Raw genomic sequence first — 26888 nt, forward strand, 5'->3', positions numbered from 1 at the left:
GGTCCAGCGGCGTCCCTGAGCATGCTGCCGACGGCTACTGGGCGTGTCAAGACCGAAACCAGCCGTAAGACCCGCTCTTCACAAGCTGACTGTCCTCGTCTATGGTCGGCCGGAAGCGCTCCCAGTCCGGTCCCAGTCTCCGCTCGTCAATTCCCGACCGGGACCCCGCCGGGTGCTGACTCAGCGGCGTCACCGTGATCCAGGCACCCGCACTGCTGGGAGCGCTACAGTCTTTCGGGCAGCGGGAGTAAGGAGTACGACCAGGTGACGACCGGTACGCCGCGGCGGCAGCCGACCCTCGACGAGGTCGCCGAGCGGGCCGGGGTCTCGCGGTCCGCGGCCTCGCGGGTGATCAACAATGCGCCGCACGTCAGCCGCGCGAAACGCGAGGCCGTACGCCGGGCGGTGGACGATCTCGGCTACGTACCCAATGCCACGGCTCGCGCGCTGGCCACCCAGCAGGCGGGCTCGGTCGTGCTGGCGATCTGCGGCGACGATCCGGCGATGTTCGCGGACCCGTTCTTCGCCGAGGTGGTGGTCGGCATCAACGCCGTACTGGAGCAGACCGACCTCGAACTGATGCTGTTGCTCGCCACCTCCTCGCGCGGTCACGCACGGCTGGAGCAGTTGCTGCGGACGCACCAGGCCGGTGGCGTGATGCTGATGTCGCTGCACGGCGACGACCCGCTCGCGAAGCTGGCCGACCAGTCCTCGGTCCCGGTCGTCTTCGGCGGCCGCCCGCTCACCTTCGAACCGCGGTACTACGTGGACGCGGACAACCGTGGTGGGGCGCGGCTCGCGACCGAACACCTGGTCGCGTCCGGCCGCCGGAAGATCGCGACGATCACGGGTCGCCTCGACGAGGGTGCCGGAGTGGCCCGCCTGCAAGGCTTCCAGGAGGCGCTCGCGGTGGCCGGCCTCGACAATTCGCTGGCCGAACCAGGCGACTTCAGCGAGGACGGTGGAGCTGAGGCCATGAGGCGGCTGCTGGCCCGGGCCCCCGACCTCGACGCCGTCTTCATCGCCTCCGACCAGATGGCGGTCGGTGCCCTCCGGGTCCTCGCCCGGGCCGGCCGCACGGTCCCCGCCGACGTCGCCCTGATCGGCTTCAACGACATCCCCGCCGCCCGCCACACCGACCCGCCCCTGACCACCGTCAACCAGCCCATCGAGGCCCTCGGCCGGGAGATGGCCCGGATGCTCCTGACCCTCATCTCCGGCAACACCCCCACCCCCCTCATCCTCCCCACCCGCCTCATCCACCGAGCCTCCGCCTGACGCGACGAAGAGAAAAGTTTTTCGGTCAGCGCCGATGAGTTCTGGCCTCTCCGCCGGTATGTATTCGCGAGTTCACCGGACAACCGGTCGAACCGTTCAACGAGGAGAGTCCGATGTCAGACAGTCGTGCGGTAGACGAGGCCGCGATCCAGGCCGTGCTGGTTGACTCCTACAAGGCGTGGGAGGCCGGCGACGCCGCCGGCATGGTCGCCAACTACACCGAGGACGCGACCGCGATCCTGCCCGGCTCGCTCCGAGACAGCCGCGACGTGATCCGCGAGAGCATGGCAGCGGCGTTCGCAGGGCCACTCAAGGGCAGCTCGACGGTGAACAAGCAGCTCAGCATGCGCTTCGTCGGAACGGACGCCGCGATCGTCATCAGCGAATCCGGCATCCTGTTCGCCGGCCAGAGCGAGGTTCCGGACAGCGCCAAGGTGAACGCCACCTGGGTCTTCGAGAAGCGCGACGGCCGCTGGCTGATCGCCGCCTACCACAGCAGCCCGAAACTGCCGCCAACCCAGTGAACCGACAAGCCGCCGCCGTACCGTTCCGCAGAGCCCGTACGGCGGCACCTCGGGCGACCCGGGGTGCGGGCCGGTGGGTGAGGGAGCCCGGTGTTGGAGACCCTTGAAACCCACCGCATCGACCAGGGATAGATGCAGCTACGCGAATCCCGCCAGACGTGTGAGCCCAGGGCGTGTTGATCGCCAAGGTGGGGTCGGGTGGTGGTGGGAGCCCAGGGATCCTGATCGTCGGGGTTGGTCGGGCTCGGGGGTGCTGGTCGTCGAGGTGCGGCCGGGTCGGGGGCGGTTGAAGGGTGGGAAGCCGGTTGGAGTGGAGGGAGCTGTACCGACGGACATGAGGTGTCGGTGTCGGGCGGGTGGGGTGACGCTCAAGTGGGGCTGGGCGGGGCTGGTTTAGGGGGATACCTCATGTCGGTCGGTACGTCGACGTCGTCGGTTGTGCGCGAATCCGCCCCGTTCGCTGCGTCCCGGGCCGTCCTGGGCAGTCCGCAGGCAGTCTCGCCGCCGACTCGTCCGTCGGGGTTCAGGCCGGAGCTTGGGCTTACCGCCCCTGGCAGGGTTCCCCCATTGTTAGAGCAGTGGGGGGAGCACAACAGGAGGAGGTAAGCACGCTCTTGGTGCCTGAGCGACTCGAACGGACCCGCTTGTAGGCGCTCGGGCATACCTGCTGGGTAGGGGTCAGGCTGGCTTGACTGCTTTTGTGGCGAATTTTGTGGCGAAGCAGTGGGAGAGGTAGTCGGCGGAGGCGTTGGACTGGTGCGGTGCTTCTGTGAAGCGGCGGGCCGAGGAGGCCGGGGTTGCGGAGCGGGGGTTTCTGGGTTGCGACACGATGGTGATGTGGTTGACACGGCGAGGTTGCTGGTGTTGGAGGGGTCGGTGGTGCAAGATGTACCTGCTGTCGCCGGACTTTCGAGTCCGTGTTCGAGAACGCTGGGGAAGGCGCCCCTCGAACACAGGAGGTCCCGGTGGCGACAACTCGTGGCGTGCTTTACGTCCACACGGTGCCGTCAGCGTTGTGCCCACATGTCGAGTGGGCGGCGGGCGGCATCCTCGGTGTGCCCGTGAAACTTGACTGGACACCGCAGCCCGCGGCTCAGGGGAGCTACCGGGCCGAGCTGTCGTGGCAAGCCGAGGCCGGCACCGCGGCGAAGCTGGCGTCCGCGCTGCGCGGCTGGCAGAAGCTCCGGTTCGAGGTGACGGAGGAGCCGAGCAACGGTGTCGAGGGCGAGCGGTACTCGTTCACCCCGACCCTCGGTGTCTTCCACGCGACGACCGGCGTGCACGGCGACATCATGGTGCCCGAGGAGCGGCTGAAGGCAGCGATGCTGAAGGCCGCGAGTGGCGAGGCCGATCTGACCGAGGAGGTCGAGCGTTTGCTCGGCCGGCCGTGGGACGACGAGCTCGAACCTTTCCGGTACGCCGGTGACGGTGCACCCGTGCGCTGGCTCCATCAGGTCGTCTGAGCGTTTCCTGAGAACTTCAGAAGAAAGCCCGGGAAGGGAAGATTTCTTCGCACAAATCGACGATGCTAACTGTCAGACGGTGAGCCAAGGTAGGGGAATCAAGACCGTGGCCGCTGGGGCCACCGGGTGTCGGGACACCCCCGGTTGTCGATCAACAGCGGCCGCACCACGTGGAAAGGGCACGGACCTAGGGTCCGTGCCCTTTCTCTTTGTCTGTAAGGGGTTTTACAGCGGGATGTTCCCGTGCTGCCCACGCACCCGGCCGCCGGATTCTGCGGTGGCGATGGCGGCGGCGAGAGCTGAGCGGGTGACCGACGGTTCGACGACCTCGTCGACGACGCCGATCTGGCGGGCGCGTTCGATCCCGCCGGCGATCTTCTCGTGCTCGGCGGCCAGCTCGGCCTCGACCTGCGCACGAAGCTCGATCGGTACGTCGGCCAGCTTGCGCCGATGCAGGATCCGGATCGCCGCGATCGCACCCATCACCGCCACCTCGGCCCGCGGCCACGCGAACACCCGGGTGGCACCCAGCGACCGCGCGTTCATCGCGATGTACGCGCCGCCGTACGTCTTCCGGGTCACCAGCGTCACCCGCGGCACCACCGACTCGGCAAAAGCATGGAGCAGCTTGGCGCCGCGTCGTACGACGCCGTCCCACTCCTGCCCGACGCCTGGCAGATAGCCCGGTACGTCGACCAGCACGATCATCGGTACGCCGAACGCGTCACACATCCGCACGAAGCGGGACGCCTTCTCCGCCGACAGTGCGTCGAGACAGCCACCGAGCCGCAGCGGGTTGTTCGCGATCACCCCGACGGTCCGGCCACCGAGCCGGCCGAGCGTGGTGACGATGTTCGGCGCCCACCGCTGGTGCAGTTCGACGCCGGACTCCTCGTCGAGCACCCCGCCGACCAGCGGGTGGACGTCGTACGCGCGCTTGGCCGACTCCGGCAGCAACCCGGAAAGATCCGTGTCCGGTACGTCGGACGCCACCGAACCCTGGTTCGCGAACAGGTCGGCCAGCGCGCGGGCCTTGGCGATCGCCGCCGCCTCGGAATCTGTGGTGATGTGCACGACCCCGGACCGCCGTCCGTGCGGCTCGGGACCGCCGAGCCGCAGCATGTCGACGTCCTCGCCGGTCACCGAGCGGACCACGTCCGGCCCGGTGACGAAGATGCGGCCCTCCGGCCCGAGAACGACGATGTCGGTCAGCGCCGGACCGTACGCCGCGCCGCCGGCCGCCGGACCGAGGACGACCGAGATCTGCGGGATCTTGCCCGAGGCCTGGGTCATCTCGAAGAAGATCTTGCCGACCGCGTGCAGCGACAGCACGCCCTCGGCCAGCCGGGCGCCGCCGGAGTGCCACAGACCGATGATCGGCAGCTCCTCGGAGCGGGCGACCTGGTACGCCTTGACCACGACCTCGCAGCCCTGGTCGCCCATCGCCCCACCCATCACGGTGGCGTCCGAGCAGAACGCCACCACCGGCGCCCCACTGATCGTCCCCCGAACCGCCAGCATCCCGGACAGATCATCCGGCGTGATCAACTCGAGCGTGTCCGGATCAAGCAACGCGGTCAGCCGAGCGACCGGATTACGCGGATCCTGCTCACGAGGCAACTTCGCGGGCTTGACGGGTGCGGTGGTCATTTGGCCTCCCGGTCTGGGCTGTCGAGCGGAGCGACTGGAGAAGGCCGGGAGTTTCGAGGCTCGGGGCCGTGGAGGGACGGTCTGGGCCTGGGAGGGCCTCACGCACTCCCAGGCCGTAGTACTAGACCGACTTGAAGGCCAAAGCGACGTTGTGGCCGCCGAAGCCGAAGGAGTTGTTCAGGGCCGCGATGTCGCCGTCGGGGAGCTTGCGCTGCTCGGTCGCGACATCGAGCTGCACGCCGTCGTCGAGCTTGTCGAGGTTGATCGTCGGCGGCACCACCCTGTGGTGCAGCGCGAGCACCGTGGCGATCGACTCGACCGCGCCGGCCGCGCCGAGCAGGTGACCGATCATCGACTTCGGCGCGGTCGCGATCGCATGGTCGGTGGCGCTGCCGAGGGCCTTCCGGATCGCCACCGCCTCGGCGACGTCACCGGCCGGCGTGGAGGTCGCGTGCGCGTTGATGTGCACGATGTCGCCGGCCGCCAGGTCGCCTTCGCGCAGCGCCAGCTTCATCGCGCGCTCGGCGCCGGAGCCGGTCGGGTCGGGCTGGACGATGTCGTGACCGTCGGCGGTGATGCCGGAGCCGCCGAACTCGGCGTAGATCTTGGCGCCACGGGCGACCGCGTGCTCGTAGCTCTCCAGCACCAGGACGCCGGCGCCCTCACCGAGCAGGAAGCCGTCGCGATCGACGTCCCACGGACGCGAGGCGCGCTCGGGCTCGTCGTTGCGCTTGCTGAGCGCCATCATCTGGCCGAACGCGGCCAGCGGCAGCGCGGTGATCGAACCCTCGGCGCCGCCGGCGACGACGATGTCGGCGCGGCCGAGCCGGATCTGGTCCGCGGCCAGCGAGATGGCCTCGTTGCTGGAGGCGCAGGCGGAGACGGGCGTCTGGACGCCGGCCAGCGCGCCGAGCTCCAGGCCGACGTTCGCGGCGGCCGAGTTCGGCATCAGCATCGGGATCGCCAGCGGCGAGACGCGCCGGGCACCCTTCTGCAGCAGGTCGTAGTTGTTCAGGGTGGTGAGCAGGCCACCGATGCCGGTGGCGATGGCGACACCCAGCCGGGTCTTGTCCAGCTCCACGTCGGCCAGGCCGGAGTCGGCCCAGGCCTCGCGGGCGGCGACCACGGCGAACTGGGCGTTGCGGTCCAGCCGGCGGGCCTTGACCCGCTCGATCACGTCGGTCGGCTCGACGGCGGCCGGTGCGGCGATCTTCACCGGCAGCTCCTCGACCCAGTCCTCGGTCAGCAGCTTCGCGCCGGACCGGCCGGCCAGCAGCGCGTCCCAGGTGCTCGCGACGTCGCCCCCGACCGGGGTGGACGCTCCGAGCCCGGTGATGACGACTCGGGTCTTCGACATGGTTACCTCATCCTTCGGCGTGAGAGCTGGTGGGTCGGGCCCGGGCGTACGGAGCGGTGTGTGCCCGTACTACGGGGTGGTGGCCGGCGCTAGCGCCCACCCACCGGACCCACGCGGGGTCCGGTGAGCAAGCAGTGCCAGCACGAGGGAACTGAATCAGCCGTTCTGGGCGCGCTCGATGAACGCGACGGCGTCACCGACGGTCTTCAGGTTCTTGACCTCGTCGTCGGGGATCTTCACGCTGAACTTCTCCTCGGCGGCCACGACGACCTCGACCATGGAGAGCGAGTCGACGTCGAGGTCGTCGGTGAAGGACTTGTCCAGCTGGACGTCCTCGACCGGGATGCCCGCGATCTCGTTGACGATCTCGGCGAGGTTGGAGCGGATCTCTTCGGTGCTGGCCATCTGTGTGTTTCCCTTTCGGAATCTGTCTCTGACAATCGCCGGGCCGGCCACCTGAGCCGTCCCGGACATCTCTTTGGGTCCCTGGTTAAGGGAGCCGGACCACCTGCGCGGCGTAGACCAGGCCCGCGCCGAAGCCGATGATCAAGGCGAGGTCGCCGCTCTTGGCTTCGCCGTCCTCGCGCATGGCCGCGATCGCCAGCGGGATCGACGCGGCCGACGAGTTGCCCTGCCGCTGGATGTCCCGGGCGACCTTGACGGTCTCGGGCAGCTTCAGCGTCCGGCGCATCGCGTCGGTGATCCGCATGTTGGCCTGGTGCGGGATGAACAGGTCGAGGTCCTCGGCCTTCACCCCGGCGACGTCGAGCGCCTGCTGGGCGGCCTTGGCCATCTCGAACGAGGCCCACCGGAAGACCGGGTTGCCGTCCATCGTCAGGTGCGGCCACTGGTAGCTGCCGGCCGCCTCCGCCCAGGACTCCTTCTGGCTGATCACCTGGTGCTGGGTGCCGTCGGAACCCCACACCACCGGGCCGATACCCGGCTCGTCGGCGGGACCCACGATGGCCGCACCGGCGCCGTCGGCGAAGATGAACGCGGTGCCGCGGTCGGTCCGGTCAGTGATGTCGCTGAGCCGCTCGACCCCGATCACCAGCACGTACTTCGCGCTGCCGCCGCGGACGATGTCGCTGGCCATCGCGACGCCATAGCAGAACCCGGCGCAGGCGGCCGAGACGTCGAACGCGGCGGCCGTCGGCGCACCGACGGCGACCGCGAGCTGGGTCGCGATCGCGGGCGTCTGGTAGAGGTGGGTCACCGTCGCGACGATCACGCAGCCGATCTGGGCCGGGTCGATGCCCGACTCGGCCAGCGCGTCCTTCGCGGCGTTGGACGACATCATCAGGATCGTCTCGTCCGGGTCCGCCCAGCGGCGTTCCTTGATCCCGGACCGGGTCTGGATCCACTCGTCGCTGGAGTCGATCTGCTCGAGGATCTCCGCGTTCGGCACGATCCGGCGGGGCCGGTAGGCGCCGAGGCCGAGGATCGCGGCGTGGTCGGCGCCGGCGGACTGGTTGATCTGGCCGCCCATGTCAGTTCCCCGCGCTCGGGTGCAGCCGGACCAGCGGCTGGCCAGGGGCGACCGGGTCGCCCTCTTCCACCAGCCACTCGACCACGATGCCGCCGTGCGGGGAGCGGACCTCCAGCTCGTCACGCAGGCTCTTCACCGTTGCCACCACCTCTCCGGCCGCGACGGCGTCGCCCGGCTCGCGTTGCGTCTGACCCTCGCGGGTGAACGTGCCCTTCATCGGAGCCACCAGCAGCCGCCAGGTCGGCGACGCGTCGATCTCGGAAGGGCTGCCGTGCTTCTCGACGAACGCGCGGGCGTCGTCGAGCTGGTCCGGGGTCTTCAGGGCGAACGTCTCGACACCCTTCAGCGCGCGCTTGGCGATCCCGGTCAGGGTGCCGGCCGGCGGCATCTCCAGGATGCCGGTGACCTGCAGGTCGGCCATCGTCTGCATGCACAGGTCCCAGCGGACCGGCGCGTTGACCTGCTGCACGAGCCGGCGCAGGACCTCCTGGCCGTCGTGCACGATCTGGCCGTCGCGGTTCGAGATCAGCCGCGACCGCGGGTCGTGGGTGGTGATCGAGCGCGCGTACCCGGCCAGCGTGTCGACCGCCGAGGCCATGTGCTTGGTGTGGAAGGCACCGGCCACCGACAGCGGGATCAGCCGGCTCTTGGCCGGCGGGTCGGCCTGGAAGGCGGCCAGCTCCTCGACGGTGCCGGCGGCAACGATCTGGCCGGGGCCGTTGTCGTTGGCCGCGGTCAGGCCGTGCTCGGCGATCTTGGCGAGCACCTCGTCACGGTCGCCACCGAGCACCGCGGTCATCGAGGTGGCGGTCTGCGCGGCGGCCGCGGCCATCGCCTTGCCGCGCTCGCGGACCAGCACCATCGCCTGCTCGGCACTGATCACGCCGGCGCCGACCGCGGCCGCGATCTCACCGACGCTGTGGCCGGAGACCGCGCCCATCTGGGCGAACGCGTCGGACGGGTGCGGGAAGACCGCCAGCGCCGCCAGCATGCCGGACGCGACCAGCAGCGGCTGGGCGATCGCGGTGTCACGGATGGTGTCCGCATCGGCCTTGGTGCCGTAGTGGGCGAGGTCGAGCCCGGCGACCGCGGACAGCCAGTGCAGCCGGTTCTCGAAGGCGGGGTCCTCGAGCCAGGGCTCGAGGAAACCTGGGGTCTGGGCGCCCTGCCCGGGCGCGACGATGACGAGCACGTGACAACTCTCCCTGAGCCGAGGTGATTCCGGGCCGCAATGTGGCACGAATTCTACCGGGCCGACTTTGTAGGAATCCTATAAAACGGACGCACCGGGGTCCGGGTTGAGCAGGCGACCGAGGGTCAGTGCGACACGCAACGTGAAACTGTCGCGGGGATTGCCGGGGGAGTACCCGGTGATCTCGCCCACACGTTTCAGTCTGTACCGGACGGTATTGGGGTGGATGAACATCGCCCGGGCCGTCGCCTCGATCGAGCCACCCGAATCCAGGTACGTCGAAACGGTGTCCAGCAGGACTCCGTCGCCGATCGTGAGCGGGCCGTAGACGTCGGTGGCGAGTTGCCGGCGGGCATGACCGTCGCCGGACAGGGACCTTTCGGGCAGCAGTTCGTCGGCAAGGACCGGCCGGGGCGCGGCCGGCCAGGCGGGGGCCGCGCGGAGTCCGGCGACCGCCGCGCGGGCGGAGGTGACGGCGGCCATCAGGTCCGGGACCAGTGGTCCGACCACGATCGGACCGGGTCCGAAGAACTCGGCGAGCCTTTGTACAGTCTCGACAGGTTTGCTCGTACCACCGAGTACTATCACCAGCCGGTCGCCCTGCATCGCGCACAGAGCGTCGGCGCCGGCTTCCCGGGCAGCATGCCGTACGGCGTCCGCCACGTTCGTGCTACCCGGCTCGGTCGAGGGCGCCCGGCCGACGACCACGCAGACCTCGGCCGAACCCGGAGTACCGGCGTTCGGCGTACCGGCTGCTGTTCTCGCGGAGCCGGTCCAGCCGAGCGCGGAGGCGCGGGAGCGGACCGACTCGTCGGCCTCGCCGCGGATCACCGAGTCGACGACCAGGGCCTCGAGCCGGGCGTCCCAGGCGCCGCGCATCTCGGCGGCCTGCGCGTAGACGGTCGCGGCGGCGAAGGCGACCTCGCGGGCGTACCGGTTCATCGCCTCGTGGACGAACGGGATGTCGTCGGCGGGCAGCAGGTCGCCGATCGTGTTCTCGATCATCTCGATCGTGGTCCGGACCAGGTCGACCGTCTGGTGCAGCGAGATCACCCGGGTGAACTCGCGCGGCGCCGACCCGAACATCCTGGTCGGCATCGACGAGTGCGCCTCGGGATCGCGGAACCAGTCGACGAACGCGGTGATCCCGGACTGTGCGACCAGCCCGATCCAGGACCGGTCCTGCGCCGACAGCTTGCCGAACCACGGCAGCTTCTCCTCCATCGCCGCCATGGCAGCCGTCGCCAGAGCGCCGGTCGCGTTCTGCAACCTCTCCGCCCTCGCCTTGTGCCCCTTGGCCACCATCCCCCGACCCTAGTCCCCACCTTCTATACGGAAGCTCACAACTTGTCCCCGCGAGGCGTTACGGAAGCTCACAACTTGTCCCCGCGAGGCGCGATGATGGGGGAATGAGTGACAAGGCGGGTGTGGCGGAGGCGGTCGAGGCGTTGCGGGCGATCGGGTATTACCTGGAGCGCGACCGGCAGCCGACGCACCGGGTGAAGGCGTACCGGAAGGCGGCCGACACGATCGAAGGGTTGCCGGCGGCCGAAGTACGGGCTCGGAAGCGGGCCGGGACGCTGACCGAGTTGCCGGGGATCGGGCCGAAGACCGAGGCCGTGATCCTGGAGGCGATGGACGGCGCCACCCCGTCGTACCTGGTGAAGCTGGAACAGGCCGCGGGGGCGCTGACCGAAGCCGGTACGGCGATGCGCGCTGCCCTGCAGGCCGATCTGCACCTGCATTCGGAGTGGTCCGACGGGGGGAGCCCGATCGAGGAGATGGCCCGGACGGCGGCCCGGTTGGGGCACAAGTACATGGCGCTGACCGATCACTCGCCCAGGCTGACGGTGGCGAACGGGTTGTCGCGGGAGCGCCGGCTGCAGCAGATCGAGGTGGTCGCCGAGCTGAACAAGAAGCTGTCCGCGGAGCTCGACGGGTTCACCATCCTGAACGGGATCGAGGTCGACATCCTCGACGACGGGTCGCTCGACTGCGACACCGAGATCCTGGCGCGGCTCGACATCGTGGTCGCCAGCGTGCACTCCAAGCTGCGGATGGCGGCCGAGCCGATGACCGAGCGGATGGTGCGCGCGATCGCCAACCCGCACGTCGACGTCCTCGGTCACTGCACCGGCCGGCTGATCACCGGCGGTCGCGGCACCCGGCCGGAGTCGCAGTTCGACGCCGAGGTGGTCTTCGAGGCCTGCCGGCAGTTCGGTACTGCGGTCGAGATCAACTCCCGCCCGGAACGCCTCGACCCGCCGAAACGCCTGCTGTCGATGGCCGTCGAGATGGACTGCGTCTTCTCGATCGACACCGACGCGCACGCGCCAGGTCAACTCGACTGGCAGGTCTACGGCTGCGAGCGAGCCGAAGAATGCGGCGTCACCCCCGACCGGGTCATCAACACCTGGGACGCCACCAAGCTCCTGGAATGGACCGCCTGAACCCGCCCCTCGCGTAACAGCAACGTTCACCGCTTGCTAATAGTTAACGAAGAATGTAACTATTGCAGCATGGTGAACGACCAAGTTGATCGGTTCTTCGAGGTGCTGGCTGATCCGACCCGGCGGCAGGTGGTGCAGTTGCTGGGCGAAGGGCCGCAGCGAGCGGGGCAGCTCGCGGCCGCGACCAGTACGTCGTCGCCGGCGATGAGCCGGCATCTGCGGATTCTGTTGTCGGCCGGCGTGGTGACCGATGAGCGGGTGGCCGAGGACGCGCGCGTGCGGGTGTTCCGGCTGCGGCAGGAGCCCGTCGTCGCCGTACAGGCCTGGCTCGATCAGGTGCAGGCGCACTGGCAGGAGCGACTCGGGGCATTCAAGAGGCACGTCGAGAAGACCGGGGAGACATCGTGACGAAGCAGTCCGCATCCGCGTCCGTCGAGGTCGCGACCGATCCGCAGACCGCGTTCCGGATCTTCACCGACGACATCGACCTGTGGTGGGTCCGCGGCCCGATCAACTTCTTCGACTCCGCGCGGGCGGTCGGGATGAAGATCGAGCCCGGCCTGGGCGGCCGGATCCTCGAGGTCTACCAGCGTGACCCCGAGGACGTGCTGGTGCTCGGCCGGATCACCGTCTGGGAGCCCGGCACGCGCTTCGCCTACAGCAGCGAGGTCGACGACACCGAGACCCGGATCGACTTCGAGCCGGCCGGTGGCGGGACGCGAGTCACCGTCGAACAGACCTTGAACCAAGGTGGCGAGAACGCCTTCTACTTCTGGCCGAACGTCATCCACTGGTTCCCGAACTGGATCGCCCGCCGCGACTCGGCGCCCGGCGATCCGCGTGAGCTCGACCGGCTGAGTATCGCCCTGTACTACGAGGATCCCGCGGCCGCCGCACGGTGGCTGCACACCGTCTTCGGGCTGGACTCCTGGGACAAGATCCCGGACGAGGGCGAGCAACCGGACTGGCTCGAACTCCACGTCGGCCGGCGGGCGATCCTGCTCTTCAAGGGCGAGGTGGCCGAGAAGCAGGACCACGGGATCTGGGTGTACGTCGACGATCTCGATGCGCACTTCGCCCGGAGTTCGGCGTACGGGGCGAAGGTCGTTTCGGAGATTCATCAGCACGGCTATCGCAAGTACGAGGTGGAAGATCTCGAGGGGCATCGGTGGACGTTCGCCCAGGCCCGGCCGACGATGATCTGACATTTCGGCGGACTGTCTCGTCGGATGCTCGAAGAAGACCCTCTTCTTCGAGTGAGGAGACAGTGATGACCGACCTGCGGGCAATTGCCGACCGGATCGAGATCGAGGCGTTGCGCGGCGAATTCAGCGACGCGCGGATGATGGAGGACTACGAGCGGCTGCTCGCGTTGTTCACCGCCGACGGTGGGCTGCGGATCCCGGAGGCAGGGGTGCGGTACGACAGCCGGGAGGAGATCCGGACCGGGATCGCGCGGCTGAGCCAGTTGTGGGAGTTCTTCGTCCAGACGACGCACCCCGGGGTGATCGAGCTCAACGGTGATACGGCGGTCGGGCGGTGCTATCTGCACGAACTCGGCCGGTTCCGGGACGGGACTTCGCACTCGAACTACGGCGTCTACCACGACACCTACCGGCGTACGGAGGACGGCTGGAAGTTCACCTTGCGGGTCTACGAGATCCGCTACCACGACGAGGTCGCGCTCCCGGGCTCGGCGAGTTACGAACCACTGGCCATACTCGATGTATGAGTGACCTGGAGAAGGATCCGGCCGAGCTCGTCTGCCCTGCGGGGACGGCCGACGGACCGGTGGCGGAACTGCTGGAGGCCCGGCAGGTGGTGCTGGGCCGCACGACGAAGGTCCGCCGGTTGCTACCGAACAAGAACCGGCGGATGGTCGGCGCGTGGTGCTTCGTCGACCACTACGGACCCGACGACCTGACCGAGCGGGTCGACTCGTACGACGTACCGGGTGAGCGCGGGATGCTCGTGCCGCCGCATCCGCACACCAGCCTGCAGACGGTCAGCTGGCTGTTCGAGGGCGAGATCGAGCACCGCGACAGCGTCGGGTCGCACGCGATGGTCCGGCCGGGCGAACTCAACATCATGACCGCCGGCAACGGGATCGCCCACTCCGAGATCTCGTTGCCGACGGCACCACCGATGCTGCACGGCGCCCAGCTCTGGGTCGCGCTACCCGACTCGGTGCGAACGACCACAGCTCCCGCCTTCAACGCGTACGCCGACCTGCCTGTGCTGGTCCTCGACGGCGCCGAAGCGACCGTGATGATCGGGACGGTCGGGGGAGTCACCTCGCCCGCACCGGCGTACACGCCTCTCGTCGGCGCCGACCTCCGCCTCGAACCAGGCCGCACCGTGACCCTCCCACTGACGACAGACTTCGAGTACGCCGTACTGGTGGTCGACGGATCTCTACAAATCGAGGAGCACACCCCCGGCTTCGGTGAGATGGTCTACCTCGGCACAGGCCGCTCCCAAATCGACCTGACAGCCCCCGACGGTGCCCGCTGCCTCCTACTAGGCGGTGAACCCTTCGAAGAAGAACTCGTCATGTGGTGGAACTTCATCGGCCGCACCCACGAAGAAGTAGTTGCCGCGCGCAACGACTGGATGGCCTCGATCGAGGCCGGCGGCAACGATCGCTTCCCGGTGGTGCCCGGCTACGACGGCGAACCACTCCCGGCCCCCGGCCTCCCCGGCACCAGATTGAAGCCCCGCCCACGGTCCCGCTGAACCCGCTACCGAGGCGTCAAGCCAGCCGTTGGGTTGGCGCCTCGATCAACGTGTGCTGTCCTGCGGCGGTAGTAGGCCCACGTGAGCACGAGAAGCGCCGGTCCCCAGAGGTTGAGCGGGGCATAGCAGCTGATCATCAGGACCGCCGAGGCGTCGTTGGCGAACGAGATGAAAGCCAGGTTTCCGGTGAAGGCATCGCGGAAGCCGTAGCTCCAGATGGCGATCAGGGCGAGGCTGCCCAGCGTCGCCGGGATGATGGCGGCGTACGGCGCGACGCGGCGCCCGCCGATCCGCGGGATCCATCGGGGGACCACCTCGCCCCAGCGGCGCACCATGCCGAAGGCGGTCAGCGCGACAGCCTCGGAGAACAGGCTCAGGCCGAGGACGTAAGCGTGTTCGCCGAGACCGTGCAGATGGGCCGGTCGCCCGGCGTCGTCGAGCATCCCCATCGACGAGCCGGCCACGAGCCCGAGTCGCCAGAGGCCCGACGGCAGGACCAGGAACGGGATCGCGTGGGCGAGGCGATCGGCCCAGCGTGGTACAGGATGTTCTGTCATGCCTTCGAGGATTCCGTGCCGACCCACCGCTGGGCCTCACCCGTGGGGGTGAACGAGCTCCCTCAAAAGGTCAGTCGCGGGTGTCGGCGTGTTGGCGGATCCAGGGGGCCAGGAAGTAGAGGATGACGGCGAAGGCGATGGTGACGACGGCGAGCCAGCCGAAGTACGCGGTGTCCGATGCGCCCGAGGTCGCCTGCACGAGTTGGGCGGTGATCGCCTGGCCGGCGGACGGGGCGAGGAACCAGAGCGCCATCATCTGGCTGGTGAACGCCTTCGGGGCAAGCATCGTGGTCGCCGCCAGGCCGACGGGGGAGAGGAACAGCTCGCCGAGGGTCTGGATGACGTAGACGAGGACGAGCCAGAACGGCGAGGCGAGGTTCTTCCCGGCGACCGACGACGCCAGCGACATCACCGCGAACGAGATGCCGGCCAGCAGCAGCCCGGTGGCGAACTTCTGGCCGATGCTCGGGGCGCGGTCGCCGAGCTTGATCCAGATCACCGCGAAAACCGGCGCCAGCACGATGATGCTGAACGGGTTGACCGACTGGAAGAACTCCGGCGAGATCTCGATGCCGATCAGGTGCAGGTCGGTCCGTTCGGCCGCGAACGTGGTCAGCGTGGTGGCGGCCTGCTCGAAGAGCATGAAGAAGAGCATCGCGGCGATGAAGAGCGGGATGTAGGCCCGGACCCGGCGGCGCTCGATCGGGGTGACCAGCGGGCTGCGGAGCAGCATCGTGAAGTACGCGATCGGCGCCAGGAAGCACAGATAGGAGATCGCGTCGACCACCGGCTTCGGGCCGACACCGCCGGACTTCCAGGCGGAGATCGCGAACACGACGAGCAGCAGCGCGGCGACCGCGGCGGTGATCTTCAGCATCGTCGGCCGGTCCGCGGCCGTCAGTGGGTTCGGCGGGGTGTCGCCGCGGCCGTGCAGGGTCTTCCGGCCGAGCAGGTACGCGACCAGCGCCAGCGTCATCCCGACCGCGGCCGCCGCGAAGGCGACATGGAAGCCGAACTCGCGGCGCAGGAACCCGACCACGAACGGCGCCGAGAACGACCCGATGTTGATCCCCATGTAGAAGATCGAGAACGCCGAGTCGCGCCGGGTGTCGTCCTTCTCGTACAGGTTGCCGACCATCGTCGACACGTTCGGCTTCAGCAGACCGGTGCCGAGGGCAACCAGTGCGATCCCGGCGTACGCCATCCCCTCGACCGGCAGGGCCAGGCAGAGGTGACCGGTGACGATTACGCTCCCGCCGTACAGGACCGTACGCCGGGCGCCGACGACCCGGTCCGCCAGCCAGCCGCCGAGCACCGAGAGCAGGTAGACCGAAGCGCCGTAGATGGAGACGACCGCCTGGCCGAGGGACTCGCCCAGGCCGAGGCCGTGCGCCTTGTCGGTCAGGTACAACAGCAGGATCGCGCGCATCCCGTAGTAGCTGAACCGTTCCCACAACTCGGTGGTGAACAGCGTCATCAACCCGCGCGGATGCCCGAAGAACGTCTTCTCCTCGGCTGCTTCCTGTTGCGTTCCGGACACGCCCGACTACTCCCTGTCGATCGAGGACAACCTCAACGACCGTAGTTGGTTGAAAAGCCCCACCACCACTCGGGGGGTGTCGGATGCTGAGACGGGTTGACGAATGTCTACCAAGGCGGTTGACTTTGAATATGACCGGTGAATTGATCTTGGTGTCCAGGCGCCACATCGATTTGCTGCGTGTCAATTCCCAGGCGTGTTGATCGCCTCGTTCCCCTGCTGCGATGCGCCCGGCCGAGTGTGGCCGCAGCGCTGATCCCTGTGCGTCCAGTTCTGAACCCATTCCCGGAACGAGGAATTCCCATGACTGTTGTTTCGCAACGCCCTGCATTGTCCGAAGTGACTCCGAAAACCCCCGAAGAGTGGATCCAGCGCGCCGCCGAGGTGGCCGCGATCCTCGCCGTCGACGCGGTCGAGCGCGATCGGACCGCCGCGACGCCGTTCGAGGAGGTGCGGCTGCTCAAGGAGTCCGGCCTGGTCACGTTGCTCGGTCCGGCCGAGCACGGGGGAGGTGGGCAGACCTGGCCCACGGCGTACCAAGTGATCCGGACGGTCGCCGCCGCCGACGGTTCGATCGGGCAACTGCTCGGGTACCACCTGCTCTGGTTCTGGGCGGCCCGCTTGGTCGGTACGCCGGAGCAGATCGCGCACGTCGAGGCGGAAGCGACCAAGAACAAGTGGTTCTTCGGCGGCGCGGTCAATCCGCGGGACGCCGACGTGGTCGTCACGGACGAGGGCGACACCATCGTGTTCAACGGCCGCAAGAGCTTCTCGACCGGCAGCAAGGTCTCCGATGTCACCGTGCTGGAGGGGACGCTGCTCGGGAGCGACACGCACGTGTTCGCGATCGTGCCGTCGGACATCGAGGGGCTGACGTTCCACGACGACTGGGACAATCTGGGGCAGCGGCTGACCGAGAGCGGCAGCGTGAGTCTGAACCATGTCCGGGTCGGCTGGGACCAGGCGGCCGGCTTCGTCGGCAAGGTCTTCCAGCCGCGGGTCTACAACACACTGAACGTCCCGACGATTCAGCTGGTCTTCGTGAATTTCTATCTCGGAATTGCCCGAGGAGCTCTCGAAACCGCACTCACCTATACCACCGAAAAGAGCCGGTCGTGGCTGCACGGCGGGTATCAGAAAGCGGTCGACGAGCCTTACGTGGTCGACGTCTACGGCGATTTCCAGTCGAAATTGTGGGCTGTCGAGGCGCTGGCCGACGCGGTCGCCTCGGAGGGGCAGCGGATCCACGAGAACGCCTGGGAAGTGACCGCCGAGCAACGCGGTGAGCACGAGGTGCGGGTGGCGGCGGTGAAGGCGCGGGCGACGGAGGTGGCGCTCGAGGTGACGAGCGGGATCTTCGAGGTCACCGGAGCCCGGTCGACCGCGAGCAAGGAGGGGCTGGACCGGTTCTGGCGGAACGTCCGGACCCACACCTTGCACGACCCGGTTGCCTACAAACGGCGCGAGGTCGGGCGGCACCTGCTCACGGGCGAGCTGCCCGAGCCGACCTGGTACAGCTGACATGACGACTGAGAAGGTCTCCGACGAGATCAAGTTCGCCTACTGGGTTCCGAACGTCAGTGGTGGCCTGGTCACCAGCGACATCGAGCAGCGGACCGGCTGGGACTACGAGTACAACAAGAAGCTTGCACAGACGGCGGAACGGGTCGGGTTCGAGTACGCGCTGAGCCAGGTCCGGTACACGGCGAGCTACGGCGCCGAGTTCCAGCACGAGTCGACGAGCTTCAGCCTGGCGCTGCTGCTGGCGACGGAGCGGCTCAAGGTGATCGCCGCGGTGCATCCGGGGCTGTGGCAACCCGGCGTACTGGCGAAGCTTGGGGCGACGGCGGATCACCTGTCCAACGGCAGGTTCGCGGTCAATGTCGTCAGCGGGTGGTTCAAGGGCGAGTTCACGTCTCTGGGGGAGCCGTGGCTGGAGCACGACGAGCGTTATCGGCGCTCGGCGGAGTTCCTGCAGGTACTACGGAAGCTCTGGACCGAGGACTCTGTGGAGTTCGCCGGTGACTTCTACCGGATCCGCGATTTCACCCTGAAACCGAAGCCGGGTGTGGTCCCCGAACTCTTCCAGGGCGGCAATTCGACGGCTGCCCGCGACAACGCCGGCCGGTACTCCGACTGGTACTTCTCGAACGGCAAGGACTTCGACGGAGTCACCGAGCAGCTTCTCGACGTACGGCGAAGTGCGCGCCTCGCCGGTCGGGAGGTCAAGTTCGGTCTGAACGGGTTCATCATCGCCCGGGACAGCGAGCGGGAAGCCCGCGAGGTGCTTCGCGAGATCGTTGCCAAGGCCAACAAACCCGCCGTCGAGGGTTTCCGTGACGCAGTCACCCAGGCGGGCCGGTCCGCTCCCGACGGGCAGGGGATGTGGGCCGACTCGTCCTTCGAAGACCTTGTCCAGTACAACGACGGTTTCCGGACCCAGCTGATCGGTACGCCGGAGCAGATCGCCGAACGCATCGTTGCCTACCGCAAGCGCGGAGTCGACCTGATTCTGGGCGGCTTCCTGCACTTCCAGGAGGAGATCGAGTACTTCGGCGCGAAGGTCCTGCCACTGGTCCGTGAACTCGAGGCTGCCGCCACCGACGCGGAACTCATCACGGTCTGACCCGAACTGGCCCGGCCGGGTTCACCAGGCCCGACCGAGCCTCTGCAAGGGGCCACCCCGACGCCGGCCGGGGTGGCCCTTGCTAGAGCAGGTCGTGTTCGCGTTGTTCCTGTTGCCGGCGGCAACCAGTGGCAACACTTCAAGCTCGCGCTGGGTGAGCCCGCCCGGCGCGTCCCGGCCGACCCCGGGCAGCACAGCGCTCCGCAGGTGATAGCCGGTCGACAAGCCCGCCTGCCCGGCTCCGACGATGACGGTTTCAATGCTTTCGGTGATCATCCGAGTCTCCGCTCGGGGAGCAGGGTGTCGCGCGGCGGGGCGTGCCGGTAGCGCAAGCACCACAGCAGCATCAGCCCGGACGTCACGACGTAGAAGCCGTGCAGGGCCTGCCACGCCTGCGCCAGTCATGACACCGACGGTAGGAATCGGGTGGCATCGTCCGCGTCGGACGGAATACCCAACTAGCTCCGGTCCACGGGTGGGTGATTTGTCGTAGTGGCGCTCAGAGCTCGATCCAGTACCGCCGGGCCAGGCCCAGCCAGGTCTCGCGGACGTCCTCGAGGACTCCGCCGTTGCGCTCGATCGTCCGCGCCGAGGCGAGGTTCTCGGCGGCGCAGCTCACCAGCACCCGCTCGAGCCCGCGCTCCCGGGCTCTGGTCAGCACCTCACCCAGCGCCCACGAAGCCAGTCCGCGCCTCCGGTACGACGGCCGTACGCCGTACCCGATGTGCCCGCCGGCATCGAGCAGCTGGTCGTTCAACCGGTGCCGCAAGGAGATCGCCCCGGCGTACTCGCCGTCCTCGACGATCCACCAGTACGACGCGTGCACCCGATCGGGGCCAACAGCAACCGATTCGTCACTCTGCTCCCGCAACCGGCTGATCCAGGCACCGAACCCCTCGACCGTCCCGAGCTCGTCGCCCTCGTGGATTCCAGCGCCGTCCTGGTGGGTGTCCCCCCACTCCGCCGCAGCCTCCAACCACGACTCCCGCAACTCCACAGTCGGCTCGATCAACTCAGGCATACGCCCAGGCTAGAACCCACAACCCTGGGGTTCACCTTGTTTTGCGGGCGCTCAGCACCAGAACCAGTCGTCGGGCAGTGGTTTGCAGTCTTCGAGATCGCGCAGGTCGCCGGCCATGTCGACGCGCTTCGTGCTGGAGCCCGGTTTGCGGTGGACGTAGCCAACGGAGCCGTCCAGGATCGTGAAGTACTGGCTGAGGACCAGAACTTCACTGCCCTGGGAATCGCCTCTCCCGGTGGTCGAGAGGTCGCTGGTCCACCAAGGCAGTCGGGGGTCGTCGTCGTACTGCTCGGCGTCGTCGGCAGGAACCGGGTGGTGGTTGCCGAGGTAGCTGAACTGGGCACGGTGGATCGCGAAGTAGCTGGCCGGGTGGTACATCGACCAGTTGGTGAACCAGACCGCGACCAGAACGAGCACGGCTGCCGTGGCCCGGCGCCGCCAGCCGGCCGAGAACCGGCGGGCCGTCGCCACGATCGCCCAGAGCCAGAAGATCGCTTCGACCGGCTGGACGACGAGGCTGAGCACGAATTCGTTCGGCAGTGAGATGACCTCGGTCAGGACGACGAGGATCCAGGGAATCAAGAGACCCCAGGGAATGCGTACTGAAGAGCCGCCCACCTCAGCGGTGGGCGGCTCTTCGGAGTGCGGCGGGACCGTGGTCAGGCGCCGGCGCCTTCCTGCTTGACTCCGGCGACCGCGGTGGGGTCGTCGATGCGGTACTTGCGGGCGGCCTCGGCGGCTACCTCGCGCTTGACGTCGCCGCGCTTGGCCAGGATTTCCAGGGTGGCGACGACGATGGACTCGGCGTCGACGTGGAAGTGGCGGCGGGCGGCGGCGCGGGTGTCGGCCAGGCCCCAGCCGTCGGTTCCGAGCGACGTGTAGTCGTTCGGCACCCAGCGGGAGATCTGGTCCTGCACCGCGCGCATGAAGTCGCTGACCGCGACCACCGGGCCCTTGGTGTCCTTCAGCTGCTGGGTGATGAACGGCACCCGCTCGTCCTCGTCCGGGTGGAGCAGGTTGTGCTCCTCCGCGGCGATCGCGTCGCGGCGCAGCTCGTTCCAGGACGTGACCGACCAGATGTCGGCGGCCACCGAGTACTCCTCGGCGAGGATCTGCTGCGCCTTGCGGATCCACGGCAGCGCGACACCGGACGCGAGCAACTGCACCCGCGGTACGTCGTCGCCCTCGGCCGTCTCGTACTGGTTGAACCGGTACATGCCCTTGAGCAGCGCCGAGACGTCGAGGTCTTCCGGCTCGGCAGGCTGCGCGACCGGCTCGTTGTAGACGGTCAGGTAGTAGAAGACGTCCTCACCGAACGGCTTGGCATCGTCCAGCCCGTAGCCGTACATCCGGCGTAGGCCGTCCTTGACGATGTGCGCCACCTCGTAGGCGAAGCCGGGGTCGTAGTGCACCGCGGCCGGGTTCGACGAGGCGAGCAGCGGCGAGTGCCCGTCGGCGTGCTGGAGCCCTTCACCGGTCAGCGTCGTACGGCCCGCGGTGGCGCCGATCACGAAGCCGCGGCCGAGCTGGTCGCCGAGCGCCCAGAGCTGGTCGCCGGTGCGCTGGAACCCGAACATCGAGTAGAAGATGTAGAACGGGATCATCGGCTCGCCGTGCGTCGCGTACGCCGTACCGGCAGCGATCATCGAGCCCATCGCACCGGCCTCGCTGATCCCCTCGTGCAGCAGCTGGCCCTTCTCGGACTCCTTGTACGACAGCAGCAGGTTGCGGTCGACCGCCTCGTACTGCTGCCCGTGCGGCGAGTAGATCTTCGCCGTCGGGAACATCGAGTCCATCCCGAAGGTGCGGTACTCGTCGGGGGCGATCGGCACGATCCGGTGCCCGATCTCGGGGTCCTTCATCAGGTCGCGGAAGAGCCGGACGAGCGCCATCGTGGTGGCGACCGGGGTCTTCTCGCTACCCTTGCTGAGCGGCTTGTAGACGGCGTCGCCGGGAAGCTTCAGCGTCTTCGGCCGGACCCGGCGCTCGGGCAGGAAACCGCCGAGCTGCTTGCGCCGCTCCATCATGTACTGGTGCTCCGGCGAGTCGACGCCGGGGTGGTAGTACGGCGGGTTGTAGGCGTCCTCGAGATCCTTGTCCTCGATCGGCAGGTAGAGCCGGTCGCGGAAGGCCTTCAGGTCGTCGGAGGTGAGCTTCTTCATCTGGTGGGTCGCGTTGCGACCCTCCAGCGCCTCGATCGTCCAGCCCTTGATCGTCTGGGCCAGGATCACGGTCGGCTGACCGACGTGCTCGGTCGCGTTCTTGAACGCGGCGTACACCTTGCGGTAGTCGTGCCCACCGCGGGGCAGCTTGCGCAGGTCCTCGTCGGACAGGTTCCGGACCATCGCCCGCAGCCGCTGGTCGCCGCCGAAGAAGTTGTTCCGGATGTAGTCGCCGGACTCCACGGAGTAGGTCTGGAACTGGCCGTCGGGCGTGGTGTTCATCTTGTTCACCAGCGCGCCGTCGTGGTCCTGGGCCAGCAGCGAGTCCCACTCGCGGCCCCAGATCACCTTGATGACGTTCCAGCCCGCACCGCGGAAGAACGCCTCCAGCTCCTGGATCACCTTGCCGTTGCCGCGGACCGGGCCGTCCAGCTGCTGCAGGTTGCAGTTGATCACGAAGGTGAGGTTGTCGAGCTCCTCGCGGGCGGCCAGGCCGATCGCGCCGAGCGACTCCGGCTCACCCATCTCGCCGTCACCCAGGAACGCCCAGACGTGCTGCTGACTGGTGTCCTTGATCTCCCGGTGGTGCAGGTACCGGTTGAAGCGCGCCTGGTAGATCGAGTCCAGCGCGGCGAGCCCCATCGAGACCGTCGGGTACTCCCAGAAGTCCGGCATCAGCCGGGGGTGCGGGTACGACGACAGGCCCTGGTGCGGGCCGCGGGAGACCTCCTGGCGGAACCCGTCCAGCTGGTCGGCGCTCAGCCGGCCCTCGAGGAAGGCACGCGCGTACATCCCGGGGGAGGCGTGCCCCTGGATGAAGATCTGGTCGCCGCCGCCGGGGTGGTCCTTGCCGCGGAAGAAGTGGTTGAAACCGACCTCGTACAGGCTGGCCGCGGACTGGTAGGTGGCGATGTGACCGCCGACCTCGAGCCCCTTGCGGTTGGCCTTGGAGACCATCACCGCCGCGTTCCACCGGATGAAAGCCCGGATCCGCCGCTCGATGTGCTCGTCACCGGGGAACCAGGGCTCGCGCTCGGGCGGGATCGAGTTGATGTAGTCGGTACTGCGCAGGGCCGGTACGCCGACCTGCCGCGCCCGGGCCCGCTCGATCAGCTTGAGCATCAGGTAGCGCGCCCGCGCCTTGCCGCGTTCGTCCAGCACGGCGTCGAGCGACTCGACCCATTCACGAGTTTCGTCGGGGTCGATGTCGGGGAGCTGGGTCGGCATCCCCTCGGTGATGATGGCTGGTGGTTCGTGTCCGGAAGCCACGGTGTCCTGCCGTTCTCTAGATCGGTCCTCGCTGCAATCCTGTCACCTGTTCGGAATGCGTTCTACTTTGCCTCCACAACGATGCACTTTCCGGCCGCCCGAGGGTGGTCGGAGCGGACACGGACCGTCCACGGCACGCGGATACCGGACACGTCACGGAACCCTCGTGCATACTTGCGCGACGCGGTAGGCCACGATGGACTACTGCTACTAACGCCTACCCCCGGGCCTGCGGGGACGACGGAGGAGGACACGTGAGCGCGACCGCGGACCACGCGGACGGCAAGAGCGGCGAGCCGAACATGGCCGCCCGGCTCGGCTTGGAAAGCGGCTGGGTCGTGCAGGAACTCGGCTACGACGACGACTGCGACGACGATTTCCGGGACGCCATCCAGGAACTGACCGGCGAGCAGTTCGTCGGCGAGGAGACGGACGAGGTCGTCGACGCCGTGCTGCTCTGGTTCCGGGAGGACGACGGCGACCTGGTGGACGCCTTTTTCGACGTGCTGACCGACCTGAAGGCCGGTGGCGTCGTCTGGCTGATGACCCCCAAGGTCGGACGCGAGGGCTACGTCGATGCCAGCGAGATCGCCGAAGCCGCCCCGACCGCCGGCCTGTCCACGACCAGCAGCCTGACCCCGACCGAGGACTGGTCGGCCACGAAGCTGATGATGCCGAAGTCGCCACGGGTCAAGAAGTGATCCGCCGGTGACCGCTGCCGTCCCCCGGGTCGGCAGCCAGGCACCGGACTTCGTCGCCCGCAACCAGCACGGCGAGACCGTCGGCCTCCCGGATTTCCGGGGCCGGCGGGACGTCGTGCTGGTCTTCTATCCCTATGCCTTCAGCGGGGTGTGCACGAGTGAGCTGACGGCACTCCGCGACCGGCCGGACCTGGCGGCCGCCGCGGAGATCCTGGCCGTGTCCTGCGACCCGATGTTCACCCTGCGCGCGTACGCCGACTCGGCCGGCCTGGAGTTCTCGCTACTGACCGACTTCTGGCCGCACGGGTCGATCGCCTCGCAGTACGGGGTGTTCGACGCCGACCGGGGGTGCGCCGGGCGCGGGACCTTCGTCATCGACCGGGCCGGGGTGATCCGCTGGTCGGTGGTGTCGGGGTTCACCCAGGCCCGCGATCCGGACGACTACCTCAGGGCCCTGCGGAACCTCCGGCCGGGCTCGGCGTCCCTGGAGAGCCACCCCCGAACGCTATAGTCCGGCAGATGACTGACGTCGAAGGCCACGACTCCGACGTCACGACGGACGACTCTCGCGGCTCCAGCCGGCCGCAGATCGTCAGTTCGCTCGTCTGGCTGCTGCCCGCAGCGACCCTGTACTTGGTCCTGGAGGGCACCGGAGTAGGAAACGGCGACATCCTTCGCTATACCGCCTATTTCGCGGGCTGTGTGACGCTGCCCGGAGTTCTGCTGCTGCGGGCTTTCGCGCCGGGCCGACGGACCTGGCCGGAAGACATCGGCATCGGCATCGTCGTGGGCCTGTCGTTCGAGCTCCTGGGGTGGGCCCTGTTCACGGCCGCCGGAATCCAGCAGTGGCTGGCGGTATGGCCTGCGGTGGTGCTGGTCGTCTTCGCCGCCGTCCCTCGGCTGTGGCCCTGCTGGCGGGCGCAGAACGCGCCTCGGCTACCGCTCGCCTGGGCGGTCACGCTGGCACTCCTCCTGTCGGCGACATTTCTGCTGTACTACGGGGGTTCGGTCAGCACATCGGCGGTTCCGAAGTACGGCGGCAACTACTACCAGGATCTGCTCTGGCACCTGGGAATCGTGCACGAGCTGGGCCGCTCCGTCCCGCCCCAGATCCCGCAGGTGGCGGGCGAGACGATGCAGTACCACTGGTTCGCCGACGCCCACCTCGCCTCGGCCGTACAAATCACCGGTATCGACGCCCGCCTCGTGCTGTTCAGGCTCTGGTTCGCCCCGATCATCATCGGGCTCGTCCTGGCGGTGGCTGCCCTCGCGCGCCAGGTCAGCGGCGCCTGGTGGACCGCCCCGTTCGCGGTCATGCTGACGACCATCGTCCAGCGGCTCGCGATCTGGAAGTTCGCCGGTGGCATCGGAGGCTCACCACTGGTCTTCCTGAGCCCCTCGCAGTCCTTCGGCGCAACGATCAGCGTCGGCGCCGCGGCGCTGGTGATCGGCGTCCTTTACCGCAGTGCCCCGCGGCGGTCCTGGGTGCTCGTCCTCCTGGTCGTCTGCGCCTGCGCCGGCTCGAAGCCCACCACTGTGCCGCTGCTGCTCGGCGGGACCGGTCTGGCGGCCCTGTTCCTGCTGCTCCGTAACCGGCGCATCCCCTGGCCAACCGCCGGCTTGGGCGTCGCACTGGCCCTGGTGACGCTGGCGGCGACCGCGACGGTGTCGGGCAGCACCGCCGGTACTCCGTTCCGCTTGTTCGGATTCTTGAGGGTCTTCCCCGGATACACCGCTCTGAGCGGTGCCCCGGCCGTTGCGCCGCCTGGTGGATGGATCATCCAAGGGCTCAGCCATCCGAGCCGGCAGATCTTGACCTGGGCGATCGCGATGGTGGTTTCCGTCGTGGTGAGCAACATGGTGGCGGTGGTGGCGTTCGCCGGGCCGGCCCAGCGCCGGACCCGTACCGACCCGGCGCAGTGGTGGCTGGTGGGCACGCTGCTCGCCGCCATGCTCGGATTCGTGGCCGTCGACCATCCGAGCCTCGGTCAGTTCTATTTCCTCGGCAGTGCGCTGCCGTTCGCGGCTGTTGCCGCGGGCTCTGTGGTCCACGGCGCGGTCGCCGGACGCCCCCGCCCGGCGCGCCGGGTGATCGTCGCCGGTGGCCTGCTGGCCGGCGCGGTACTCGCGGTGGTGATCCGGCTCGCCGGCAACGGCGAAGCCAGGCCGGTCGCCCCGGCCGAGGTCACCTGGGCCGTCACCGAACCGATGCTGTGGCTGGCCGGGACAGTCGCCGTCGGGCTGCTCGGCTGGCTCGTCCTTCGGACCGTCCGCCCGCAGATTCGTGGCCTCGGCCTGGCGCTGCTGATGTGCGTAGCGGTCGGTCTCACGCTGCCGAGCCGGGGGTGGGCGGAGTGGCGCAACGCGGCGGACGCCGTCACCGGGGAGTCCCGGCAGATCCCGGTGCCGGCGAAACCCTGGTTCACCACGGCCGAGATCCAGGCCGCCTTGTGGCTGGACCGCAACGCGGGACGCGACGACGTGATCGTGACGAACACCAGCTGCCTGACACAAGGACGTGGTGGCCCGGTCTGTGACGCGCGTGGCTATCTGGTCAGCGGTATCGGCGGCCGCCGAACGCTGATCGAGGGCTGGGCGTACACGCAGCAGTCACTGGCCCACCAAGGCCAGGAGAACGTCACCTACAACCACCTGCCGTCGCCCTGGCCGGACCGGGTCGAACTGACTGCGAAGGCACTCACTGCGCCGACCTCCGAGCTGCTCGCGACGCTGCACCGCGATCACGGCGTCCGTTGGATCTTTGCGGACAAGCGGGTGGGCGGTGTCGCCGAGCGTACCCTCGACCGGCTCGCCGACCGCAGGTACACCCGAGGACCAGTCATCGTCTACGAGCTGAAGAACTGAGTGACTTT

25 protein-coding genes are annotated in these 26888 nt (G+C 68.4%); 13 read left to right on the forward strand and 12 right to left on the reverse strand.

Going from position 1 to position 26888, the window contains the following annotated elements:
- Positions 1-264: 264 nt before the first annotated feature.
- The 3 genes from ABZ004_RS01610 (at position 265) to ABZ004_RS01620 (ending at position 3265) form a co-directional block, all read left to right on the forward strand.
- A complete protein-coding gene (locus ABZ004_RS01610; protein WP_355677820.1) occupies positions 265-1278 on the forward strand; it encodes a LacI family DNA-binding transcriptional regulator in 1014 nt (337 codons plus the stop codon).
- A gap of 113 nt (positions 1279-1391) precedes the next feature.
- Positions 1392-1802 carry an SgcJ/EcaC family oxidoreductase gene (locus ABZ004_RS01615; RefSeq protein ID WP_355677821.1) on the forward strand — a complete coding sequence of 137 codons (411 nt, stop codon included), beginning with the start codon at positions 1392-1394 and terminating at the stop codon, positions 1800-1802.
- Positions 1803-2767: 965 nt separating this feature from the next.
- On the forward strand, positions 2768-3265 hold the full coding sequence (locus ABZ004_RS01620) for a DUF3145 domain-containing protein (protein ID WP_185444256.1): 498 nt from the start codon (positions 2768-2770) through the stop codon (positions 3263-3265).
- A gap of 225 nt (positions 3266-3490) precedes the next feature.
- Here ABZ004_RS01620 and ABZ004_RS01625 read toward each other — a convergent pair whose 3' ends face one another.
- The 6 genes from ABZ004_RS01625 to ABZ004_RS01650 form a co-directional block, all read right to left on the reverse strand.
- Complete coding sequence (locus ABZ004_RS01625) at positions 3491-4915, reverse strand: carboxyl transferase domain-containing protein (RefSeq protein WP_355677822.1); 1425 nt, start codon at positions 4913-4915, stop codon at positions 3491-3493.
- 121 nt (positions 4916-5036) lie between these two features.
- The gene (locus ABZ004_RS01630) at positions 5037-6272 is read right to left on the reverse strand and encodes a beta-ketoacyl-[acyl-carrier-protein] synthase II (RefSeq protein ID WP_355677823.1); all 1236 of its coding nucleotides are present in this window, start codon (positions 6270-6272) and stop codon (positions 5037-5039) included.
- 156 nt (positions 6273-6428) lie between these two features.
- Complete coding sequence (locus tag ABZ004_RS01635) at positions 6429-6677, reverse strand: acyl carrier protein (protein ID WP_077017127.1); 249 nt, start codon at positions 6675-6677, stop codon at positions 6429-6431.
- An 85-nt stretch (positions 6678-6762) separates the two neighbouring features.
- Entirely contained in the window at positions 6763-7761 is a 999-nt protein-coding gene (locus ABZ004_RS01640) for a beta-ketoacyl-ACP synthase III (RefSeq protein WP_355677824.1), read from the reverse strand.
- Between the two features lies 1 nt (position 7762).
- Entirely contained in the window at positions 7763-8953 is a 1191-nt protein-coding gene (locus ABZ004_RS01645) for an acyltransferase domain-containing protein (RefSeq protein WP_355677825.1), read from the reverse strand.
- 78 nt (positions 8954-9031) lie between these two features.
- Positions 9032-10258: a helix-turn-helix domain-containing protein gene (locus ABZ004_RS01650; RefSeq protein WP_355677826.1), complete on the reverse strand. Its 1227-nt coding sequence runs from the start codon at positions 10256-10258 to the stop codon at positions 9032-9034.
- A 104-nt stretch (positions 10259-10362) separates the two neighbouring features.
- On the opposite strand from ABZ004_RS01650, the gene ABZ004_RS01655 reads away from it, so the two are divergent.
- The 5 genes from ABZ004_RS01655 (at position 10363) to ABZ004_RS01675 (ending at position 14139) form a co-directional block, all read left to right on the forward strand.
- Positions 10363-11403, forward strand: coding sequence for a PHP domain-containing protein (locus ABZ004_RS01655; protein WP_355677827.1), 1041 nt, complete (start codon positions 10363-10365; stop codon positions 11401-11403).
- A gap of 69 nt (positions 11404-11472) precedes the next feature.
- Positions 11473-11811, forward strand: a complete 339-nt coding sequence (locus ABZ004_RS01660) for a metalloregulator ArsR/SmtB family transcription factor (RefSeq protein WP_355677828.1) — start codon at positions 11473-11475, stop codon at positions 11809-11811.
- The gene (locus tag ABZ004_RS01665) at positions 11808-12608 is read left to right on the forward strand and encodes a VOC family protein (protein ID WP_355677829.1); all 801 of its coding nucleotides are present in this window, start codon (positions 11808-11810) and stop codon (positions 12606-12608) included. Before ABZ004_RS01660 ends, ABZ004_RS01665 begins: the two co-directional genes overlap by 4 nt.
- Positions 12609-12673: 65 nt before the next feature.
- Positions 12674-13135: a nuclear transport factor 2 family protein gene (locus ABZ004_RS01670; RefSeq protein WP_355677830.1), complete on the forward strand. Its 462-nt coding sequence runs from the start codon at positions 12674-12676 to the stop codon at positions 13133-13135.
- Positions 13132-14139 carry a pirin family protein gene (locus ABZ004_RS01675; RefSeq protein WP_355677831.1) on the forward strand — a complete coding sequence of 336 codons (1008 nt, stop codon included), beginning with the start codon at positions 13132-13134 and terminating at the stop codon, positions 14137-14139. The genes ABZ004_RS01670 and ABZ004_RS01675 overlap by 4 nt, the downstream gene beginning before the upstream one ends.
- 5 nt (positions 14140-14144) lie before the next feature.
- On the opposite strand, the gene ABZ004_RS01680 is transcribed toward ABZ004_RS01675, so the two are convergent.
- Positions 14145-14696, reverse strand: coding sequence for a hypothetical protein (locus tag ABZ004_RS01680; protein ID WP_355677832.1), 552 nt, complete (start codon positions 14694-14696; stop codon positions 14145-14147).
- A gap of 70 nt (positions 14697-14766) precedes the next feature.
- The gene (locus ABZ004_RS01685) at positions 14767-16236 is read right to left on the reverse strand and encodes an oligopeptide:H+ symporter (RefSeq protein WP_355677833.1); all 1470 of its coding nucleotides are present in this window, start codon (positions 16234-16236) and stop codon (positions 14767-14769) included.
- A 303-nt stretch (positions 16237-16539) separates the two neighbouring features.
- On the opposite strand from ABZ004_RS01685, the gene ABZ004_RS01690 reads away from it, so the two are divergent.
- Together ABZ004_RS01690 and sfnG are read left to right on the forward strand one after the other, a co-directional pair.
- Positions 16540-17757, forward strand: coding sequence for an acyl-CoA dehydrogenase family protein (locus ABZ004_RS01690; protein ID WP_355677834.1), 1218 nt, complete (start codon positions 16540-16542; stop codon positions 17755-17757).
- Between the two features lies 1 nt (position 17758).
- Positions 17759-18862 carry a dimethylsulfone monooxygenase SfnG gene (sfnG, locus tag ABZ004_RS01695; protein ID WP_355677835.1) on the forward strand — a complete coding sequence of 368 codons (1104 nt, stop codon included), beginning with the start codon at positions 17759-17761 and terminating at the stop codon, positions 18860-18862.
- 21 nt (positions 18863-18883) lie between these two features.
- On the opposite strand, the gene ABZ004_RS01700 is transcribed toward sfnG, so the two are convergent.
- The 4 genes from ABZ004_RS01700 to aceE form a co-directional block, all read right to left on the reverse strand.
- A complete protein-coding gene (locus ABZ004_RS01700; protein ID WP_355677836.1) occupies positions 18884-19138 on the reverse strand; it encodes a hypothetical protein in 255 nt (84 codons plus the stop codon).
- A gap of 223 nt (positions 19139-19361) precedes the next feature.
- Positions 19362-19883: a GNAT family N-acetyltransferase gene (locus tag ABZ004_RS01705; protein WP_355677837.1), complete on the reverse strand. Its 522-nt coding sequence runs from the start codon at positions 19881-19883 to the stop codon at positions 19362-19364.
- A 51-nt stretch (positions 19884-19934) separates the two neighbouring features.
- Positions 19935-20465 (reverse strand): hypothetical protein, encoded by a 531-nt coding sequence (locus tag ABZ004_RS01710; protein ID WP_355677838.1) that lies wholly within the window; start codon positions 20463-20465, stop codon positions 19935-19937.
- Positions 20466-20542: 77 nt separating this feature from the next.
- Positions 20543-23272 carry a pyruvate dehydrogenase (acetyl-transferring), homodimeric type gene (gene aceE, locus ABZ004_RS01715; protein ID WP_355677920.1) on the reverse strand — a complete coding sequence of 910 codons (2730 nt, stop codon included), beginning with the start codon at positions 23270-23272 and terminating at the stop codon, positions 20543-20545.
- Positions 23273-23568: 296 nt separating this feature from the next.
- On the opposite strand from aceE, the gene ABZ004_RS01720 reads away from it, so the two are divergent.
- From ABZ004_RS01720 to ABZ004_RS01730, 3 genes are read left to right on the forward strand one after another with little or no spacing between them, the layout of a single operon-like run.
- A complete protein-coding gene (locus ABZ004_RS01720; RefSeq protein ID WP_355677839.1) occupies positions 23569-24015 on the forward strand; it encodes a DUF3052 domain-containing protein in 447 nt (148 codons plus the stop codon).
- Between the two features lie 7 nt (positions 24016-24022).
- Positions 24023-24526 carry a peroxiredoxin gene (locus ABZ004_RS01725; RefSeq protein WP_355677840.1) on the forward strand — a complete coding sequence of 168 codons (504 nt, stop codon included), beginning with the start codon at positions 24023-24025 and terminating at the stop codon, positions 24524-24526.
- A gap of 8 nt (positions 24527-24534) precedes the next feature.
- Complete coding sequence (locus ABZ004_RS01730) at positions 24535-26880, forward strand: hypothetical protein (protein WP_355677841.1); 2346 nt, start codon at positions 24535-24537, stop codon at positions 26878-26880.
- Positions 26881-26888 lie beyond the last annotated feature (8 nt).

The organism is Kribbella sp. NPDC006257 (assembly GCF_040613535.1).
GTDB lineage: Bacteria > Actinomycetota > Actinomycetes > Propionibacteriales > Kribbellaceae > Kribbella.

Bases quoted from the DNA above. Each gene is read 5' to 3' on its own strand.
- ABZ004_RS01655 (WP_355677827.1), top strand. From the start codon at position 10,363: ATGAGTGACAAGGCGGGTGTGGCGGAGGCGGTCGAGGCGTTGCGGGCG.
- ABZ004_RS01705 (WP_355677837.1), bottom strand. From the start codon at position 19,883: ATGCCTGAGTTGATCGAGCCGACTGTGGAGTTGCGGGAGTCGTGGTTG.
- ABZ004_RS01690 (WP_355677834.1), top strand. From the start codon at position 16,540: ATGACTGTTGTTTCGCAACGCCCTGCATTGTCCGAAGTGACTCCGAAA.
- ABZ004_RS01615 (WP_355677821.1), top strand. From the start codon at position 1,392: ATGTCAGACAGTCGTGCGGTAGACGAGGCCGCGATCCAGGCCGTGCTG.
- ABZ004_RS01650 (WP_355677826.1), bottom strand. From the start codon at position 10,258: ATGGTGGCCAAGGGGCACAAGGCGAGGGCGGAGAGGTTGCAGAACGCG.
- ABZ004_RS01660 (WP_355677828.1), top strand. From the start codon at position 11,473: ATGGTGAACGACCAAGTTGATCGGTTCTTCGAGGTGCTGGCTGATCCG.
- aceE (WP_355677920.1), bottom strand. From the start codon at position 23,272: ATGCCGACCCAGCTCCCCGACATCGACCCCGACGAAACTCGTGAATGG.
- sfnG (WP_355677835.1), top strand. From the start codon at position 17,759: ATGACGACTGAGAAGGTCTCCGACGAGATCAAGTTCGCCTACTGGGTT.
- ABZ004_RS01640 (WP_355677824.1), bottom strand. From the start codon at position 7,761: ATGGGCGGCCAGATCAACCAGTCCGCCGGCGCCGACCACGCCGCGATC.
- ABZ004_RS01670 (WP_355677830.1), top strand. From the start codon at position 12,674: ATGACCGACCTGCGGGCAATTGCCGACCGGATCGAGATCGAGGCGTTG.
- ABZ004_RS01680 (WP_355677832.1), bottom strand. From the start codon at position 14,696: ATGACAGAACATCCTGTACCACGCTGGGCCGATCGCCTCGCCCACGCG.
- ABZ004_RS01625 (WP_355677822.1), bottom strand. From the start codon at position 4,915: ATGACCACCGCACCCGTCAAGCCCGCGAAGTTGCCTCGTGAGCAGGAT.
- ABZ004_RS01730 (WP_355677841.1), top strand. From the start codon at position 24,535: ATGACTGACGTCGAAGGCCACGACTCCGACGTCACGACGGACGACTCT.
- ABZ004_RS01635 (WP_077017127.1), bottom strand. From the start codon at position 6,677: ATGGCCAGCACCGAAGAGATCCGCTCCAACCTCGCCGAGATCGTCAAC.
- ABZ004_RS01630 (WP_355677823.1), bottom strand. From the start codon at position 6,272: ATGTCGAAGACCCGAGTCGTCATCACCGGGCTCGGAGCGTCCACCCCG.
- ABZ004_RS01700 (WP_355677836.1), bottom strand. From the start codon at position 19,138: ATGATCACCGAAAGCATTGAAACCGTCATCGTCGGAGCCGGGCAGGCG.
- ABZ004_RS01675 (WP_355677831.1), top strand. From the start codon at position 13,132: ATGAGTGACCTGGAGAAGGATCCGGCCGAGCTCGTCTGCCCTGCGGGG.